The organism is Pseudomonas abietaniphila, assembly GCF_039697315.1.
GTDB lineage: Bacteria > Pseudomonadota > Gammaproteobacteria > Pseudomonadales > Pseudomonadaceae > Aquipseudomonas > Aquipseudomonas abietaniphila_B.
Map to the genome: position 1 here is coordinate 5647781 of NZ_CP155619.1, position 16341 is coordinate 5664121.

The following is a 16341-nucleotide window of genomic DNA, read 5'->3' on the forward strand; positions in this document are numbered from 1 at the left end:
TCTCCATTTCTTACATTTAAGGGCTTGCCTTACCTGCGGCCAGACCGCAGCCCCTCGGTTTGACCTTCTTGATCATTCAAGAGAGGTCGGTTGCCGCTGCCTCAGCCTCCGCACGCAGAGGCTCAGGCGCCGGTTTCTTCTGAGTGACTCGCGCGCTCAGTTGAGTGCGCGTACCTCGATTTCTACCCGCCGATTGGGCTCCAGGCATTGAATGAGTTGAGCTCTGGGCAACTGCATGTCGCATTTGACCAGTGGCTTCTCACTGCCTTCGCCCACGGCCTCGACCAACTCGGCGGGCACGCCCTTGCCGACCAGATAGGTCTTGATGGTCTGCGCGCGTTGCTTGGATACCTGAAGGTTGCCCTGCGGGTCGCCCAGTTGGTCGGCGTGCCCGGCGATGATGATCTTGCCGATGTTCGGGGTGCTCAACAGCTTGCCGGCAATGGCACTCAACTGGCTCTGGCCCTCGGTTTTCAGGCTTTGGAAGTCGGCTCGGGCAAACGCGAACAGGGTGTCCGATTCCAGGGTGATGGTCTCGATCGAGCGCAGCGATTGCGACAGCAGGCTGTTGATGTAATTGCGTGAGCTGGAAGTCAGGAATGCGTTGTCCAGAATCCTGGGCACATCGGGCTCGTGGATCTGATCGCTGTAGAAATTTACCTGACGGCTGGCCAGCTCATAGTCGGTACCTGAATTCGGAGCGGCAGCGTCGGCTGTCATGCTCTTGCCGGTCTGACGGGCAATGGCGGGGTACCAGTAATCAGGAATTCTGGCTTTGAGAAACGCAGGGTCGGCCTTTTCGCGTTGCGAGCGCGAGAGCATCACGTAGGTCTCCAGCGTGGCCTTGCCGAAATCGGCGATCGATTGAGCCCGGTTGTCATTTGGCAGGGCACGGGGCTCAACGCTGTCGACCCCGGTGACCGGTAGCAGGTCCTTGGCGTTACGTTGATAGACCTTGATGGTGGTCAGCAGGTACAGCGAGCGCGTCAGGTTGTCCGCCGTCGGTTTGAGCATCACGGTTTCGAGCCGGCTGAAATAGCGGCCGCGCAGCACAGGTTCGATTTTGTACCCTTGGTAAAGGCCCAGACGCAGACGCAACGGGACGCCCTGATCGTGATGCCGCGTGTAGTAATCAGCGGTCCAGAAACGCAAACGGTCGAGGGTCTGCCAGGCCGTGTACTGTTGCGGCGTTGTTTTGTCCTGAGCCGCCGCTGCCGCCAACTGCGTGGAAATCGTTTCGATCTCGGTCTTGTTGTTCCAGTATGACCAGCCCCACACGCTGCAAAGCAGCAGCGCGATCAGACTGGCGCCACCCACCCAGGCGGCCTTGCGGCGACGCTCGCGGAAGTTGGTGGTGTACAGCGCGACCAGATGCTGGTCCGGAATGATGACCTTGCGAAACAGGCTGTTGATGAACAGCGGTTGCGGCTGTGCGTTGCCATCGACCGACGCGTGCTCGGCCTCAAGGTGAAAGCGTTCGCTGACGTGCCGTGTGTGACCGCCCAGCTCCGGCGCATCGGCGTCCAGCGCACTGGTGAAATAGAATCCGCGCAGCAGCTCCGCGCTTTGATAGGGATTGGCACGGAGCAGGGCGTCGACGAACAGCTGCATCCGGGGTTTGAGCGCGGCCAACTCCAGCGGGAAGCGGTAAACGGCCGAGTCCTGACGGGTGATCTGAATGTCTTGCAATACCAGCTGCTGGCTGGCTACGCCTTGCCAGTACTGGATCAGCTCATCCATGGCCACGCCAAAACGCTGACCCCAATCGGCGGTTTCGTAATCCTTGTGCGTGAACGTTTTGCCCATCACTTCGCCACGTGCCACTTCGTCGAGCCGACGATAGAAAGCACTGAAACCGGGTACCAGGTCGCATTTAGTGAACACCAGATAAACCGGCAGACGCACTTCCAACAGCGAGTGGGTTTCCTGAATGCGCTCACGTAGACGTTTCGCCAGTCGCTCCTGATCCTCCAGCGAGGCCTGCAGAATGTCGTGAATGCTGACGGTGACGATCAGACCATTGAGCGGACGGCGCTGACGGTGTTGACGCAGCAATTGCAGGAACGCACGCCACTTGCCAGCTTCTTCCTGGTTGTTCATGTACCGCCCGGCAGTGTCCAGAAGGACCGCTTCGGAGCTAAAAAACCAGTCGCAGTTGCGCGTCCCGCCAAGCCCTGCAACCCGAACGCCTTCGCGTTCGGCATACGGGAAGTTCAGGCCGGACTGATACAACATGGTGCTTTTGCCTGCCGCAGGCTGGCCCACCACCAGATACCACGGCAATGCATATAGCGCGTCCTTGCCAGCGGTGCCGCGTGGCTTGTTGCTGTGCAGGCGGTCGATACTCTGCAACAGGCGCTCACGCAGCAGGCTGACCTCTTCGCGCTCGGCGGGGCTGGCGTTGAGCACAGCTTGATCGGCGTCGTCGCGCAGCAAACCCTCCAGGTTGTGGTGTCGCGACGCGCCTCGGTACAGCAGCAATACATAACCGGCCGACAGCAGCAGGAACAGCCCGATGCCTGCCAGCAGACTGTGCAACGAATTGAAGTCCAGCGCGCGACCGATGGCCCAGACCAGGAAGATCGTCAAAAAGAAGCAGACCCCCAGAATGTAGGGCTGGTAACGCAAGCAGTAATATTTGATCTTGTTCATACAGACTTCATATCCGGCGCGTCGACAAAGCGGTCGATGACGTCAAAGAGAGGGCGTTCCATGCTAGGAAATTCCGGCGGCTGATGGTGTTCGTCGAACGTCGCGAAATTGGCCAGCACGTCGTAGTTTTGGGTGTGGTCGCTGTTGCCCGTCAGCACGGCATAAAGACCGTGGGTGCTTCTGGAGGGGAAGCAGAACAGTTTCGGACGCATGAAATCGTCCGCCAGCAAGCTGACTTGCGGTGACACTCGGTGTGCATTCATCCGCGTCAGCCAGTCGACCCACAGGTCGGCAGTCGGGTTTTTCAATCCACGTTCGGCGGGCAGTGGCAGGCAAATACTTGGCGCATCCGCATGGCGCAACGGGCGACGCAGCGCAGAGAGCCGGGTCAGCACCGCGTGGGTAATGAACTCCGGATACGAATGCTTCAGCGCATCGGCGATGTCCCGCAGGTTGAAGTTGCGCAGAAACTTTTCGTGTACCTGGCGAAACAGCGCAAAGTCCTGCCCCTGCAAGGGGCGCAGCGCCTTGATCTTGTCGAACAGAAGCGCCGGCTGTTCTCCCTGTACACCCAGATGCAGCAGCGATCTGATCTGTGTGCAGAACAGTTCGCTCAACGTGAACGGGTTGATCAGGCGCTCGTTCTCCACGGCTTTCACGGTCTGAAAAATGAAGAACGGATAGCGTCGCTGGCTAGCATCCATCGAGCTGATCAAGCCTCCCAGCAGCCAGTTTCCAGAACGGGCCCGGTAGGAAAAAAAGCACAGTGGCAGACGGTCGAACAACGCGCGCCAGTCTTCGCGCGGATGAATCGCCGCTAGCGAGTCCTGAAGCCAGCCGTCGAATTCCCGGACTTCGTCAGCGGCGCCGTGCAGGCTGACGAAGTCGGCGCTGGCCGGTATTTTCCCGAAGCAACCAATCATTGGCCGCTCCTTGGGTGCAGGGCTGAACGCTTCACTTGGTTCGCCCGTCCGCGACGCTGACCGGCGTGTTCAGTGCGCTCAGCGCCTTGACGTTAGCCAGATCGGTCAACTTGACGCCGCCGTAGTTGCGCACGGCCAGGCTCACCTGGCCAGTTGCAGTGGTCCAGCTGAAGCGTTGCTGAATGCCGTCCAGATCGACGACCCGCGCGCTGTCGTTCATCCGCAGCAAGCCCCAGCGTCCGGGGTAATCGAACACGGTGATGCGTTCGCCCGTCAGCGTCACGACGTCCAGACGAGCGCCGGGTGCTGTGGTGGTGCCCGGCCAGGAGAAGCGGCTCCAACTGGTTTTGCCGTTGCGGTAGTGCTGTTCCTGACCGTCGAGGGTGAAGATGATGTCGGTGAAGTTAGCCGACGGCTCCAGCATGATCTCGAAGCCATTTTCCTTGTCGGACAGGCTGGCGATGACCTCGCCCAGAGAGCTGGCCTTGTCGATGCTGCTGACCATGTTCGGGTTGACCAGCGGCGCGGCTTTGGCGCTGCTGCTCATGCCCAGGCCTTCACCGCCCGACAGGTTGCCGATTTCATTGCGCTTGAAGTTGGGGAGCAGGCCTGATTCGGGGTCGACGAACCGCTGAAGATCCTTGACCGATGCCTCGTTGCGACTGCCGGCGGCGATCGGGTAGCGGTGGGCCATGACCTGTTCCCACGGCTTGGCAATCTGCTGCGCCCAGGCTTTGGCGATCTGCTGGCCGGCCGGGTCGCGCAGGGTTTCCCAAGCGAACTGGATCGGCAGGCTGAACAGACTTTGCAGCGACGCCGACAGGCTGCCCTGGCTGGTATCGACCGTGGTCTCCACGTAGTTACGGACGTTGGTCACTTCGCTCGGCTGGCCTTCCAGCGTTTCGCTGATCAACTGTTTGCTGCTTTTGCCGACATCCTGCGAGCGCTGGATGTTGTTCATCCGCACCTTGAGTTTGCGCAGCGCGGCCAGGTAACGATCCATGATCGTGCTGTCTGCGCCCTCGGCATTCTGGGCGGCAAACACGCGGGAGACCGGCTCGAAGCGCTTCGCCAGGCTGCCGTCGTCAACGGGCGGCAGCGGCGAGAGCAGTGCTGCCGAGGACTTATCACGGCTGTCGAAAAGTCCGGTGACCTTGCTCCAGAAGGTGTCCTGCGGTTGGGTGCCGGGTTGCTGCGCCTCGCGGGGCGCGGGCAGGTCCCACTGGGTGTTTTCATTGACCGCCGACAGGAGGGTCTTCACGGGAGAGTTCTGAACGTCGCTCAGCAACGACAGCTGTTCTGTCGCGTTCGCCATGTCGGTGAAATGACGCACGCCGACACCGTTGAGCAGTGTGTACCAGACCTGTGCGTAGTCACGCTTGTAGCGCGTCATGAACTCGCGCATGAAGTTGGCTTTCTGCACGATGCTGTCGCCGCCCTCACCATCGAGCACCCAGTCGGATTCGTTGCGCAAGTTGCCCGACACCAGTTTGATGAGTTCCGGTTTCACGAAACCCTCCCAGCCTTGCCGAGTAAAGATCGCGGGCACCGCCTCGGCGCCATACAGCAATTGGCGACCCGGTAACGGCACCAGGTCATTAAGGTTGATGGCCGGAAACTGGCGGCTGGATTCCAGCTGCAAACGCAGGTATTCACGGTCCACCAGCGAGCTTGAAATCATGAATGACTTGAGGCTCTTGCGCGTGCTTTCTACCAGTTGCTCATTGCGCGGCAGGGCAGGGGCCTGACCGTTCTTGAGCAACTGCACGTACATCGGCGTGTTGTCTTCGATCACCTGATCGCTGACCGGGCTGGCGTCGGTTGCCGTGCTGGCCCACGCCACCGGCAATGCGGCGCTGACGAACTCCGGATCCGGGTGCACGTTCGGTTGGGTCAACATCAGGTACAGCTTGAGCGAGTTGTAGGACTCGATGATCGACGCGACCTGCTGCTCGTCCAGACGGCCCAGCATCTCTTCCGACAACGACAGCCCACCGGTGGTGGCCGACAACTCGGCGGCATCATTGGCCGTCGCAGGATTGCGCAGGTCGGCCAGTGCGCTGTTGCGGGTCTTGCTCGCGGCGCCTTTGGCTATGCCCTTGAGGCGATTGCCGGCGTCGGAGGCGCTGCGCGGAATACTGCTCAGCGTCGGTTTGCCAGCGTTTGCATTGAGGTTCTGCACCGCCCGGCCAATCACTTTCTGACCTTTGGCCGCTGGTTCGATGGCCTTGCCGTTGCCCGTTGCGAGTGGGGTCTGCGGGTCCATTGCGTTGGCGAACTCGTTGAACGCGCGCATCTGCATTTGCAGTTTCAGCGCCACTGGTTCCAGCGCCTGGCTGCGCAGTTGTTGAAGGTAGGCAGACTGGGCGACGGCATAGATGTCCTCGCCCCGGTACAGCCCTGCGCTCAACTGCAACGGCACACCTTTGACGCGATGTTTTTCGATCAGCGCCAGTTCGTCGCGGAGCAATTCCAGCCCCTCACCCGCGGCCATGCGTTGAGCGCGGTCGGGAGCGTTTTCCAACTCGTCGATCTTGTGCTGCAGCGCCGCAATCCATTGCCGGTTGTTCTGGAACGCCAGCGCCTGCCAGCCAATAAAGGCCAGACCCACCAGTGCAGCGAGTGCGATCACGGCAGGGCTCAATGAAGTGTCACGCCCGGTTCTCGACTGATAACGGATCAGCTCTCGGTCGGGAAAGATGACGCGGCGGAACGTGTCGGTGATGAAATAACTGCGGTCGCCGACCTTTTTGCCGCTCGCTTCGGCAACTGCCAAGCTGTCTTGGGCAGGGTGCAGCGCGAACGACTCGGCCAAATCGTCTTCGTACACCTGGCTCAGTTGCTGATCAGTCTGCAAGGCGCTGGTGAAATAGAGGCCGCGCAACAGCAACGGGGTGCCATGGCTGGCAGGCTGAGTGAAGTGCTCCAGGAACTGTTCGAGCACACCCGACAGTTCGGCGAAGTAGTTCGGGAAATTAAGCAACGCACTGTTGGCATCGGACCCCAGAGTGATCATCTGAGCGTCGACGTGCCGCTGGATTCCGTTGTGCAGATTCGCCAGTTTTTTGTCGAGCACGGACCGCAGACCATGGTTGCGTATCTCTGACAGCCCGAATGTCATGCCCAGCGGCTGCTGACGCTCGGTAATGTCCAGCCCGTCGAATGCCTGATTGAAGCCGGGCAACTGGTCCGTCTTGCTCAGCATCAGGTAAATCGGTGGATTGGCGTCCAGGCAGCGCGCGTATTCTTCGATTCGGGATACCAACTGCGTGGCCATCTGGGCGCGTTCGTGCGCTGTAGCCGCTAGCAGTTCCGGCAGACTCACAACCAGTACCAGACCGTTGACGGCTGCCTTTTTACGCTGCTTTTTGAGTAACTGAAGAAATGCGGTGAACTCACTCGCGGACTGGTCGTCGCGCAGGTAACGTCCGGCCGTATCGATCAGCACCGCATCAGGGCTGAAGTACCAATCGCAGTGTTGGGTGCCACTGTCGTTATCGTTCTGACTGCTGGCGATGCTGGCAGACAGGCCCGAACGCGTGAGCAGGGAAGTCTTGCCCGCCGCTGACATGCCGATGACCAGATACCACGGCAAGTCATACAGGGCCGAAGAACCGCCGCCGCCCGCAGAGCGGTCGGCGCGCAGCATGGCAATCGCATGCTTGAGCCTGTCCCTGAGCACTTGTTGGTCGCGGAATTCACCGTTTGATTTCAGCGACCGGTCAACCTCGATCTGCACCAGGTTTTCAAGGTTGTGCTCGGTGCGGATGCGCTTGTACTGGCGCAGGACGATCACCAGCAAATAAAACGCGCTCACGATCGCCATCGTTTCGAGCACATGGTCGCGCGACCATTGCAGGCGCGGGGCCACGAACCAGCAAATCATCAGGCTTGCCAGCCACATCACGATGACGAGGAACCAAAAGCTTTTTAACGCACGAAGTAGTGTTTTCATGTCTTCCTGACTCGGTTACCTGACCATTGCTCAGGCACTGAACAGCTGGCTGATGTGTTCTGACAGTGCGGCGACGTCTTTGCCCAGCAACCAGTCCAGCGTCAGGTACACACCCACGCAGACCAGCGCGATGAGCGCCAGATAGAGCCAGACGGGGACTTCGTGTCGCAGCATCTGCGAGACCTGATCGGGCAGCGCCCAGTCGGGCGAAAGCGCTTTGGGGGTTTTGCGATAACGCGCGATGTCCTGACCGAGGGTGTTGGCCAGATAACGCAGCTGATCCTTTTCGCTAAGGCCGAACTTGCCTTCGAAACCCAGCGCCAGACACAGGTGATAGACCTCCAGCACATCAAGGTTGGTTTTGACATCTGCGCGCAGAGCGTCAATTTTTTCGAAGAAGCCCTGGCCCGCCAGATGCACGCCGAAATAGCGGAACTGCAACGGCGACAGCTCGAAGTGACGACGCAGTTCGTTGTCTCCCGAGCGCAACACGCTTTCATCCAGAAAGGCACACAGCGCGTATTGGGTGTCCTTGACTTGATCGACGCTGTAATTGGCGCTGCGGGCATCGCGTTCCAGCGTGGTGAAGAATGCGTCGACACTCGCTTCGAACGCGCTGATCGACGTGACCTGACGGCCGCGACGCACGATCAGCGCCATGCTGATGAAGTCCTGCACCAGATCTTTCAGGGTGGGTTTGGCGACAGGGGCGTTCGTTGCCCCCTGTATCACGGCTTCGTTCATTTGAGTACCGCCATCAGTTCAAGCTTGAGGTTGGTGAAGGCACTGGGTGCATAGAAAGAAATGGCCTGGGCACTCATCATGCGTTCGTAGACCCGACCATGAGGTTCGATGGAGAAATAATGGTTATCCAGCCGCACGGGAATGGCGTTTGGCAGGCGCGTGGAGTGATTGAGGGTGACCCCCGGCATGGCGCTGTTGACGACTACTTCGATGTCTTCCGGCGAGCCGACCTTGAAGGCGCGCGGCACGAGCTCCAGCAGGCTGGAGCCGGGCATGTCCGCGTGCACGGAAATGTAGAAATCCGCCTCGGCCAGACGCGGGTCATGCAACTGCCCTTGCCAGTACGACGGTTTGGTCTGCGTGAGGTTGATCACGATGCACTGGTTCGGAATCACGTTATCGAGCAGCACCCGGATCATCTCGTCCAGCTTGACCAGAGAAGCCGCCGGGTCGTGATGGTTGTACTCGGGAATGTCGTTGAGCTCAGTATCGAGGGAGAACGTCAGCAGCCCGCCCGCCAGCTCTGCCAGAAACAGGTACAGGCGCTCCGGGTGCAGGCGCGGGTGTGCCAGCAAATGGGCCAGGTTCGGGTAGGCGCGGTTCACGGTGTTGAGCAGCCAGAACAGCGTGACATCGCTGGAACCGAACTCGGCGATCTGGTCGGCACGCTCGCGGCGGCGACCCGACAATGCCTTGCTTTTGGATTGCAGCGCACCGAGCAGACGCTTGCCCAGGCCGATCAGGGTTTCGTGATTGCCGAGGTGCAAGGTCGGATGCACGAAGTGCGTGTCCAGATTGAAGCCGCCAATGTTGTTGCGTGACAACCGCGCGACCGGGCAATAGCTGTAGCCATCCAGTGTGTCGCCGTCGATCAGCATCACTACATTTAGGCGCAGGCTGGTGATTTCGTTTTCCAGGTCGCCTTCGTTGAGGTCGGGCAGGGTGTCGAATTGCTTGCGAAAGCGTCGCGCGCTCTTCTGCTCCTGTCCGTCCTCGACGTAGTTCAGACCGAACGGCTCAGGCAGTTTCAACGCGGCATAAACCTTGAAATCGTTGCCTTTGAGCAGCTCCCGAAGATCGCGGGCAGCAGGAAGCGGATCGTGCTGTGGGGCGTCGAACAGGGTCCCGTCGGGAAATACCAGTTTCAGCCGTTTGAGCTGCAGCGAACCATTCGCCAGCGCTTCCTCATCGATCTGCAACGCTTGAACGCCCCAGTGAAAGGGGGTATTGCGCAATGTCGACTCGGCCAGTTGGTGCTGGTGAAACTCATCCTGATATTGGAAATGTTGTGGCAAAAGGAACATGCCTTCAGACCACATCACGCGGCTCTGCTTACTCATGAACGCCTTCCAATAGTGAATCGAATTTTGACTGCATGCTCTTCTGTGCAGAATCGGTGGCGGTGTCTTCTGCTTTCTGCACCAGCGCGTCCTGCACCTGATGTGTCAGTGTCGGTTTCGCAGGGTTTTCGGGCATGGTGTTGCTCTTGGCCAGTTGGGCTTCAGTAGGCGGCTTTTTCAGGACGTCATCACCCCGCACTGCGACCATCTGGTTGTTGTCCACGAGTACGCGTAAACCGTCCGATGAAAACCAGATGCCGTCCTTGCGCAACGAGTTGGCGTCGAAGGCGACTTTCCAGCGGCTTTTCTCCTCCGAGCGGAAGAACGCCGCCACGCCGACGTAACTGGCGGCCTTGTTCAGCGGCCACCGGTTGTTCTGACCCATGCCGGGAAGCAGCGTGATCTCCTCGCTGTCGATCAACGTGTTGCCGAGCGCTTTTTGCGGGTCATCCCACAGTGAGTCGGCGTCGGTCGAGGCAAAGCGCTCAAGGGCCGTGAGCTGGTACACCCGCAAGACGACCGAGAGCGGTTTGCCCGACTCGTCGGGGTTCAGCTGATTGCCGCCGTCGGACGTCAGGATGACGTTCTCTTTGTCGCCGAACAGCATGTCGCCTGCCCAGGTGTCGTCCACGCGCTTGCTGGCCCGGTCAGTGATGCCGCAGGCCGTCAGCGCCATCATCATGGCCAGAACGGTCAAGCCTTTTGTCCAGCCTGCGCTGGTACGTTCCATGTTGTGCATCTTCATGACAGCTACCTATGAATGCTCAAATCAGGTCAGGCGGTAGGCGAAGTCGCCGTCGCTGCCCAGTTCGATGTCCAGACGTTGAATCGGTTTGTCCTGAGCCATGCGCTCCAGCACATGCTGGGCAAGTTCGGGCATGAGCGTCTTGGACAGAATGTTGTCGATGTTGCGGGCGCCGCTGTCGACCTCGGTGCATCGCGCTGCAATGGCCGCGACCAGCGATTCGTCGTACCCCAGCACCGCCTGATGATTGCGTTCGAAACGCTTGCGGATACGTTCCAGTTTCAGCCCCACGATGCTTTGCAGGATCGCGTCTTTGACCGGGTAGTAAGGCACGATGGACAGACGGCCCAGGAACGCCGGCTTGAACACCTGGTTCAGTTCGTCGCGCAGCCCCTCGACAATGTCTTCAGGGCTCGGTTGCTCGGCCGCGTTCAGGCACCACTGCATGATCCGATCCGTGCCGGTGTTGGAGGTGAGGATGATCACCGTGTTGCGGAAATTGATCTCGCGGCCTTCGCCGTCGTCCAGGACGCCCTTGTCGAAGACCTGGAAAAACAGCTCCAGCACGTCCGGGTGCGCCTTTTCCACTTCATCGAGCAGCACGACGCTGTAGGGCTTGCGCCGCACGGCTTCGGTCAGGACACCGCCTTCGCCGTAGCCGACATAGCCGGGCGGCGAGCCCTTGAGGCTGGAAACGGTGTGCGCCTCCTGGTACTCGGACATGTTGATGGTGATGACATTGCGCTCGCCGCCGTACAGCGTGTCGGCCAGCGCCAGTGCGGTTTCGGTCTTACCGACGCCGCTCGGGCCCAGCAGCAGGAACACGCCAATGGGCTTGTTCGGGTCTTCCATGCGCGCGCGGGAGATCTTGATGCGCTTGCCGATCTCCAGCAGCGCATGGTCCTGGCCCAGCACGCGCTCACCGAGCAGGGCGGGCAGACGTTGCACGGTCTCGATTTCATCGCGCAGCATCTTGCCCAGCGGGATGCCGGTCCAGCCAGAAATCACTTCGCCGATGGTGCCGCCGTCGACCAACGCATGGACCAGAGGCTGTTCGCCTTGAACGGCCGTCAGCTCGGCGCGCAGGGCAGCAATCTCATGGGCGTCCGGCGTCTCGCTGGCGCTGGCGCGAGCCAGTTTATCGACCAGTTCAAGCTCGCTTTTCCACTGGTGTACGAGGGTTTCACGGCGCTGCGTTGCCGCCTGCAACTCATCGTTGAGCGCTGCGAGACGACGGGAATGATCACTGCCCTTGGACGCTTCCTGTTGCAGCACCGTGATTTCCGACTGCACGTTTTCAATGAGCCGTTTACAGTCTTCCAGCGGGCCGGGTTGGGCGGACTGCGCCAATGCCACGCGCGCACAGGCGGTGTCCAGTACGCTGACCGCTTTATCCGGCAGCTGACGCCCGGTGATGTAGCGGTTGGACAGACGAACAGCCTGCACCAGCGCTTCGTCCATCACCGTGACTTTATGGTGCTCCTGCATTTTGCCCAGCAGGCCGCGAAGCATGTGAATGGCTTTGTCTTCGTCCGGCTCTTCGACTTTCACGACCTGGAAGCGGCGGGCGAGGGCGGCGTCTTTCTCGAAGTACTTCTTGTACTCCGCCCAGGTCGTCGCAGCGATGGTGCGCAACTCGCCGCGGGCCAGTGCAGGCTTGAGCAGGTTGGCGGCGTCGTTCTGACCGGCCTGGCCACCGGAGCCGATCAGCGTGTGCGCTTCATCGATGAAAAGAATGATCGGGTGCAGGCTGCGCTTGGTTTCTTCGATCACCGACTTCAGGCGATTCTCGAATTCGCCCTTCACGCCAGCGCCTGCCTGCAACAGGCCCAGGTCCAGCGTGTGAATCGCCACACCCTTGAGCACCGAAGGCACGTCACCCTGCACGATGCGCAGCGCCAGGCCTTCCACGACTGCGGTTTTGCCGACGCCCGCTTCACCGGTGAGGATCGGATTGTTCTGCCGACGGCGAGTGAGAATGTCCACCATCTGCCGCACTTCGAATTCACGACCGAGCACCGGATCGATCCGGCCTTCACGCGCGCTCTGCGTCAGGTTTATGGTGTACTGATCAAGAGCGGGCGTTTTGCCGTTGCCCGCGAGTGGCCGACCGGCGCTGGCGTCCAGGGTGCCCAAGGGTTGCGCCAGGCGCGACTCGGGGCTGTCTTGCACCAGTGCCGCGAGATTGACCCGCAGGTCGTCGGCGTTGATTTTCTCAAGCTCCGCTGCCGAGCCAATCACCACGCGGCGCAGTTCGTCGTCATCGAGCAACGCTTGTATCAGGTAGCCGGTACGGATCTGGCTCTGACCGAACTCGATCGAGGCCAACAGCCATGCCTGCTCGATCATGCGGGTAATGTGAGGTGAAAGAGCGGGCGTGCGGGTATTGCCCTTTTTGAACGTGCCCAGTGCCGTCACCAACTGCGCCTGCAAGCGCTCAGGCACGACATCGTAGTGACGCAGAATGGCCGGCAAATCGTTGTCGTCGCCTTCCAGCAACTGCAACAGCAAGTGTTCGACTTCAACGTCGTAATGATGCTCGGAAAGGCACAGGGCGGCAGCGCCTTCTGTGGCTGTGCGACTGGTTTCGTTGAGCTTGGCGAACAGCGACTTCAGGTTCACAGGGAGACCCCATCAAAAGGAATGTGGAAAACGGCGCAACGGTCAGGCTCGACCTCAACGCCCGGGCGTTTGAGCCAGCCCAGCCAGCCCAGTGCGACATTGCCCTGACGGCCCAGGCGGGCGAGGGGCATGGCCTCACGCGCAAGGGTCGGCGCAATCTGAAAGTCCAGATGGGCACCGACGTAAAAGCGCACCAGCTCGACCAGCCTTTGGTAATCCTCGGTGCCGGGCTGGAAGCGCTGATAGTCGGCGAGCTGCAACGGGCCGATGTCAATGCGCACACAAGACTGGTAATCCCAGACACGGTTGCCCGCCACGGCGCTTTGTCCCAGGACAGCATTCTTGCGCCCCAGTTGGGTCCACTGGCTCACATCGAGCTTCAGCCAGCGCCCCGCGAACTGGCTGACCTTGAACGGCAGCGAGAAATAAAAGCCGAGCATGACTTGCAGGTTCAATGCGTTGCGCGGCTTCTGCGTGAACAGGCCGGAGAAATAGCTGAACAGTTCCCTACGCAGAGGCGAGGATTGCTTGCCGAATTTGCGTTTCTGCGCCTCGGGGCCGAAGCCCACCAGATTCAACAGGTAGCGGTCGAAGTTCGAACTGCCATTGCGCTCGTACTCGATGTAGAACTTGTACTTCTGCCACGCTTCGTAAAACAGCGTGGTCATGCGATGGGAGAACAGGTCGAGAAACGCGTGCGCGGCGTCATCGCGATACTGAATGTGGCGCTCCATCAACAGCTCGGTGTACGGACGCGGCAGCACGCCGGACGGACCGACCAGCCCCATGAACGTGACCTGCACTTCGGACAGCGGCAGTCCGGCCGCCGAGACGTTGCCCTCGCGCTCGAATTTCAGATCGCTGACTTCGCTCGCCGGAAAGTTGAGCGACAACTGCGAACGGAAGCGCAGCGGGTCCTCATGGGGCCGTGTCTGCAGGTCCATGCGCCCGTTTCTGCTGTAGTGCAGGCGGAGCAAACGCACCAATTGAAAGAATTCGAATCGGTGCGGCTCAGCCCTTGCCTGGTCAATCAGACCAGGGGTTGATCGCCGGTTCGCGGGGGCCATTGGACCACTCTCTTTTCACGCTGCAAGGTGCGAAGGGTTAATTGGGTAAAACTGTTGATCGAGCAGTACTGTCCGAAGAAATGGTCCAGCACCATGCCGAACAGAAACACGCCGCTGCCGGTGTATTGGCTTTCATCGAGGGTGAGGGTGATGCCGACCCCGCGAACGAAGTTCGGGCGCGGGTGACCGATGCGCGCCACAACCGGCTCGCTGTTAACCGAAACGATGCCGTTGATCTGTTTGCGGATCGCCGAGGTGTTGCGGTAGTTGTACAGCGACAGCAGCTCCAGAAGGACTTCGCGTCCGTTGGACACCAGCGACATATGGTTCAGCGACAAGTGCGAGATCAGGCGCCAGATCACCCCGTTGCCCAGCGGCACGCGCACCGACGGGGTGGGTTTACGCAGGCAGCGAATGTCGTTGATCACCGAGTTGGCAGGCATATTGAAGTCCCCGCGCTCGCCGCCGAAGGGCAGCATCAAGGGAACGTCCCGGTTGCTGCAGGTGAGGCGGATGCTCAATGTGTCATTGTTGGAATCGATCAGTTCCAGATCACGGTCGACCACACGGATGAACACATTCGTGCCGTCGTTTTGCCGAGTTTGCACCGGGCGACGTCGAGCGATCCAGAAACTGTTACCGGACCCCTGATCGGCACGGGGTTCGAAAAACGGCGGGCAGGTGTCGACCTGATCGATCCCGCCAAGCTTCTTGACTCGCCGCACACGGTCAATGGACACCACCTCGGCCGACTCATGCAGGCGCACGTCCGGAGTCACGGCGTATTCGTGCTGTGCGTGCGTCAATTTGATCGGCTCGGCCTGTTGCCGGAACAGATTGATGATCGGCGTGCAATTGAGCTTGAAGTTGTTACGCCCGATGTTCTGCGTCAGGCGCGCCAGACGGTCGTTCAGGTCGTAGTCGGAAAAGTAGAAATTGATCTCGATCTTTTCCAGTGCCTTGCCCGCCAGGATGCGGCCGAAACCGGACAGGTCGAAGAACATGAACTTGTCCGGGAAGGTGAAGTACTCATGCAACAGGCGATAACCCAGGAATGAACGCTCCGAATAATCGACCAGCCCTTCATCCAGACCGTAACCCACGGCTTTCAGCGCGCCGACAGGCAACGTCACCTCACGGCTGCGGCCTTCATCCTCGAACGTGACGGTCGCTTTGGCCAGATTATTGAACAGCAACTCATACAGCTGCAGCATCAAGGTGCTTTCGCCATCGAGAAAAAAGCGAAGGCTGTCCAGTTCCATCTGCCCGAACAGCGCATCGGCAGTCGTGCTCAAGCCGATGCGCAGACGCGCGACCAAATCGGCGCTGTGGCCGTTGAAAGCCGAGCGCTCCATTTCAACAAAGGATGCCTGTTGCACGGTGATCGGCCAGAGCTCCACCGGGTAGCACGTACGGAACTTGCACACCACGCCGTCGACCGGATTGGCGTGCATCTCGGTATGCCGTGCGACACGATAGGCTTCGGTGACTTTTTCGTTCTTGCCCATGCTGAATTCGACAATGGACATCGACGGGGTCGGGCGCAGGTAGTGCGGGTACAGCACCTCAAGGAAGGACTCGACGATCTCCGGAAACTCATCGTCGAGCTTCTTGTGAACGCGGGCCGCCAGGAACGAAAACGCCTCGATCAAACGCTCGGTATGCGGGTCCTCACAGTTATCGCCCTCAATGAGCAACCGTGACGCAATTTTTGGATACTGGCTCGCGAACTCCTGGCCCAAAAAGCGCAGGTGCGACAGTTCCTTTTCGTAATAGGGGAGCAGGTCGTCGAGCATCAGTTGAGGTTCTGTACTTTGTATTCCTGGGTATTGACCTGCAGCACCGCGTCAAAGGAAACCTGACGCGAGATGTCTTGCAGGCGCAGTACGGCGTCCACGCGGAAGGTCAGCATGCGTTGGCCGGTTTGTTGTGCCAGTAGCTGTACTTTGACGCTTCGAAAGCGACGGTCGCCGACCGAGATCGCTTTCTCCAGTTGTCGCTGAATCAGCAGGCGGTCCTGCGGGTCGAGCACGCTCTTACTGGTGAAGTCAGGCATGCCGTAATCGAGGATCGTGCCGCTTAACCCGGTAAAACCGTCGAGCTCTTCAGCCACCAGAGACTGACGAGTGTTTACCAGGATCTCCAGGTCACGGACGATGCTGGCCTTGTAATCGGCCAGCGAACACAAGCGTTGCGACGACGCTTCGATGGACTGGTGTGGACGGTCGTCCAGCAACCTGTCCAGCAGTGACGGCAACAACTTGTGTTGGCTACTCATGATGCCTCCCTGGCA

At 59.9% G+C, this 16341-nt stretch carries 10 protein-coding genes; all 10 read right to left on the bottom strand.

Annotated elements, in window-relative coordinates:
* Positions 1–156 precede the first annotated feature (156 nt).
* Genes tssM through tssE form a run of 10 tightly spaced genes read right to left on the bottom strand, consistent with a single transcriptional unit; the run spans position 157 to position 16326 of the window.
* Entirely contained in the window at positions 157–2652 is a 2496-nt protein-coding gene (tssM, locus tag ABDX87_RS24785) for a type VI secretion system membrane subunit TssM (RefSeq protein WP_346830251.1), read from the bottom strand.
* The gene (gene tagF / locus ABDX87_RS24790) at positions 2649–3575 is read right to left on the bottom strand and encodes a type VI secretion system-associated protein TagF (protein WP_346830252.1); all 927 of its coding nucleotides are present in this window, start codon (positions 3573–3575) and stop codon (positions 2649–2651) included. The genes tssM and tagF overlap by 4 nt, the downstream gene beginning before the upstream one ends.
* 31 nt (positions 3576–3606) lie before the next feature.
* Positions 3607–7530, bottom strand: a complete 3924-nt coding sequence (locus tag ABDX87_RS24795; protein ID WP_346830253.1) for a type VI secretion protein IcmF/TssM N-terminal domain-containing protein — start codon at positions 7528–7530, stop codon at positions 3607–3609.
* Positions 7531–7560: 30 nt separating this feature from the next.
* A complete protein-coding gene (gene icmH, locus ABDX87_RS24800; protein ID WP_346830254.1) occupies positions 7561–8274 on the bottom strand; it encodes a type IVB secretion system protein IcmH/DotU in 714 nt (237 codons plus the stop codon).
* Positions 8271–9614, bottom strand: a complete 1344-nt coding sequence (tssK, locus tag ABDX87_RS24805; RefSeq protein ID WP_346830255.1) for a type VI secretion system baseplate subunit TssK — start codon at positions 9612–9614, stop codon at positions 8271–8273. Before tssK ends, icmH begins: the two co-directional genes overlap by 4 nt.
* Positions 9607–10359, bottom strand: coding sequence for a type VI secretion system lipoprotein TssJ (tssJ, locus tag ABDX87_RS24810; RefSeq protein ID WP_346830256.1), 753 nt, complete (start codon positions 10357–10359; stop codon positions 9607–9609). The genes tssK and tssJ overlap by 8 nt, the downstream gene beginning before the upstream one ends.
* 24 nt (positions 10360–10383) lie before the next feature.
* Positions 10384–12981, bottom strand: coding sequence for a type VI secretion system ATPase TssH (tssH, locus tag ABDX87_RS24815; RefSeq protein ID WP_346830257.1), 2598 nt, complete (start codon positions 12979–12981; stop codon positions 10384–10386).
* Positions 12978–14048 (bottom strand): type VI secretion system baseplate subunit TssG, encoded by a 1071-nt coding sequence (gene tssG, locus ABDX87_RS24820; protein ID WP_346830258.1) that lies wholly within the window; start codon positions 14046–14048, stop codon positions 12978–12980. The genes tssH and tssG overlap by 4 nt, the downstream gene beginning before the upstream one ends.
* Entirely contained in the window at positions 14012–15844 is a 1833-nt protein-coding gene (tssF, locus tag ABDX87_RS24825; protein ID WP_346830259.1) for a type VI secretion system baseplate subunit TssF, read from the bottom strand. Before tssF ends, tssG begins: the two co-directional genes overlap by 37 nt.
* Positions 15844–16326, bottom strand: a complete 483-nt coding sequence (tssE, locus tag ABDX87_RS24830; protein WP_346830260.1) for a type VI secretion system baseplate subunit TssE — start codon at positions 16324–16326, stop codon at positions 15844–15846. Before tssE ends, tssF begins: the two co-directional genes overlap by 1 nt.
* Between the last annotated feature and the right edge of the window lie 15 nt (positions 16327–16341).

What these genes read in the sequence shown, in the direction of transcription:
- tssM (WP_346830251.1), bottom strand. Translation starts at nt 2,652, where the DNA reads ATGAACAAGATCAAATATTACTGCTTGCGTTACCAGCCCTACATTCTG.
- tagF (WP_346830252.1), bottom strand. Translation starts at nt 3,575, where the DNA reads ATGATTGGTTGCTTCGGGAAAATACCGGCCAGCGCCGACTTCGTCAGC.
- ABDX87_RS24795 (WP_346830253.1), bottom strand. Translation starts at nt 7,530, where the DNA reads ATGAAAACACTACTTCGTGCGTTAAAAAGCTTTTGGTTCCTCGTCATC.
- icmH (WP_346830254.1), bottom strand. Translation starts at nt 8,274, where the DNA reads ATGAACGAAGCCGTGATACAGGGGGCAACGAACGCCCCTGTCGCCAAA.
- tssK (WP_346830255.1), bottom strand. Translation starts at nt 9,614, where the DNA reads ATGAGTAAGCAGAGCCGCGTGATGTGGTCTGAAGGCATGTTCCTTTTG.
- tssJ (WP_346830256.1), bottom strand. Translation starts at nt 10,359, where the DNA reads ATGAAGATGCACAACATGGAACGTACCAGCGCAGGCTGGACAAAAGGC.
- tssG (WP_346830258.1), bottom strand. Translation starts at nt 14,048, where the DNA reads ATGGCCCCCGCGAACCGGCGATCAACCCCTGGTCTGATTGACCAGGCA.
- tssF (WP_346830259.1), bottom strand. Translation starts at nt 15,844, where the DNA reads ATGCTCGACGACCTGCTCCCCTATTACGAAAAGGAACTGTCGCACCTG.
- tssE (WP_346830260.1), bottom strand. Translation starts at nt 16,326, where the DNA reads ATGAGTAGCCAACACAAGTTGTTGCCGTCACTGCTGGACAGGTTGCTG.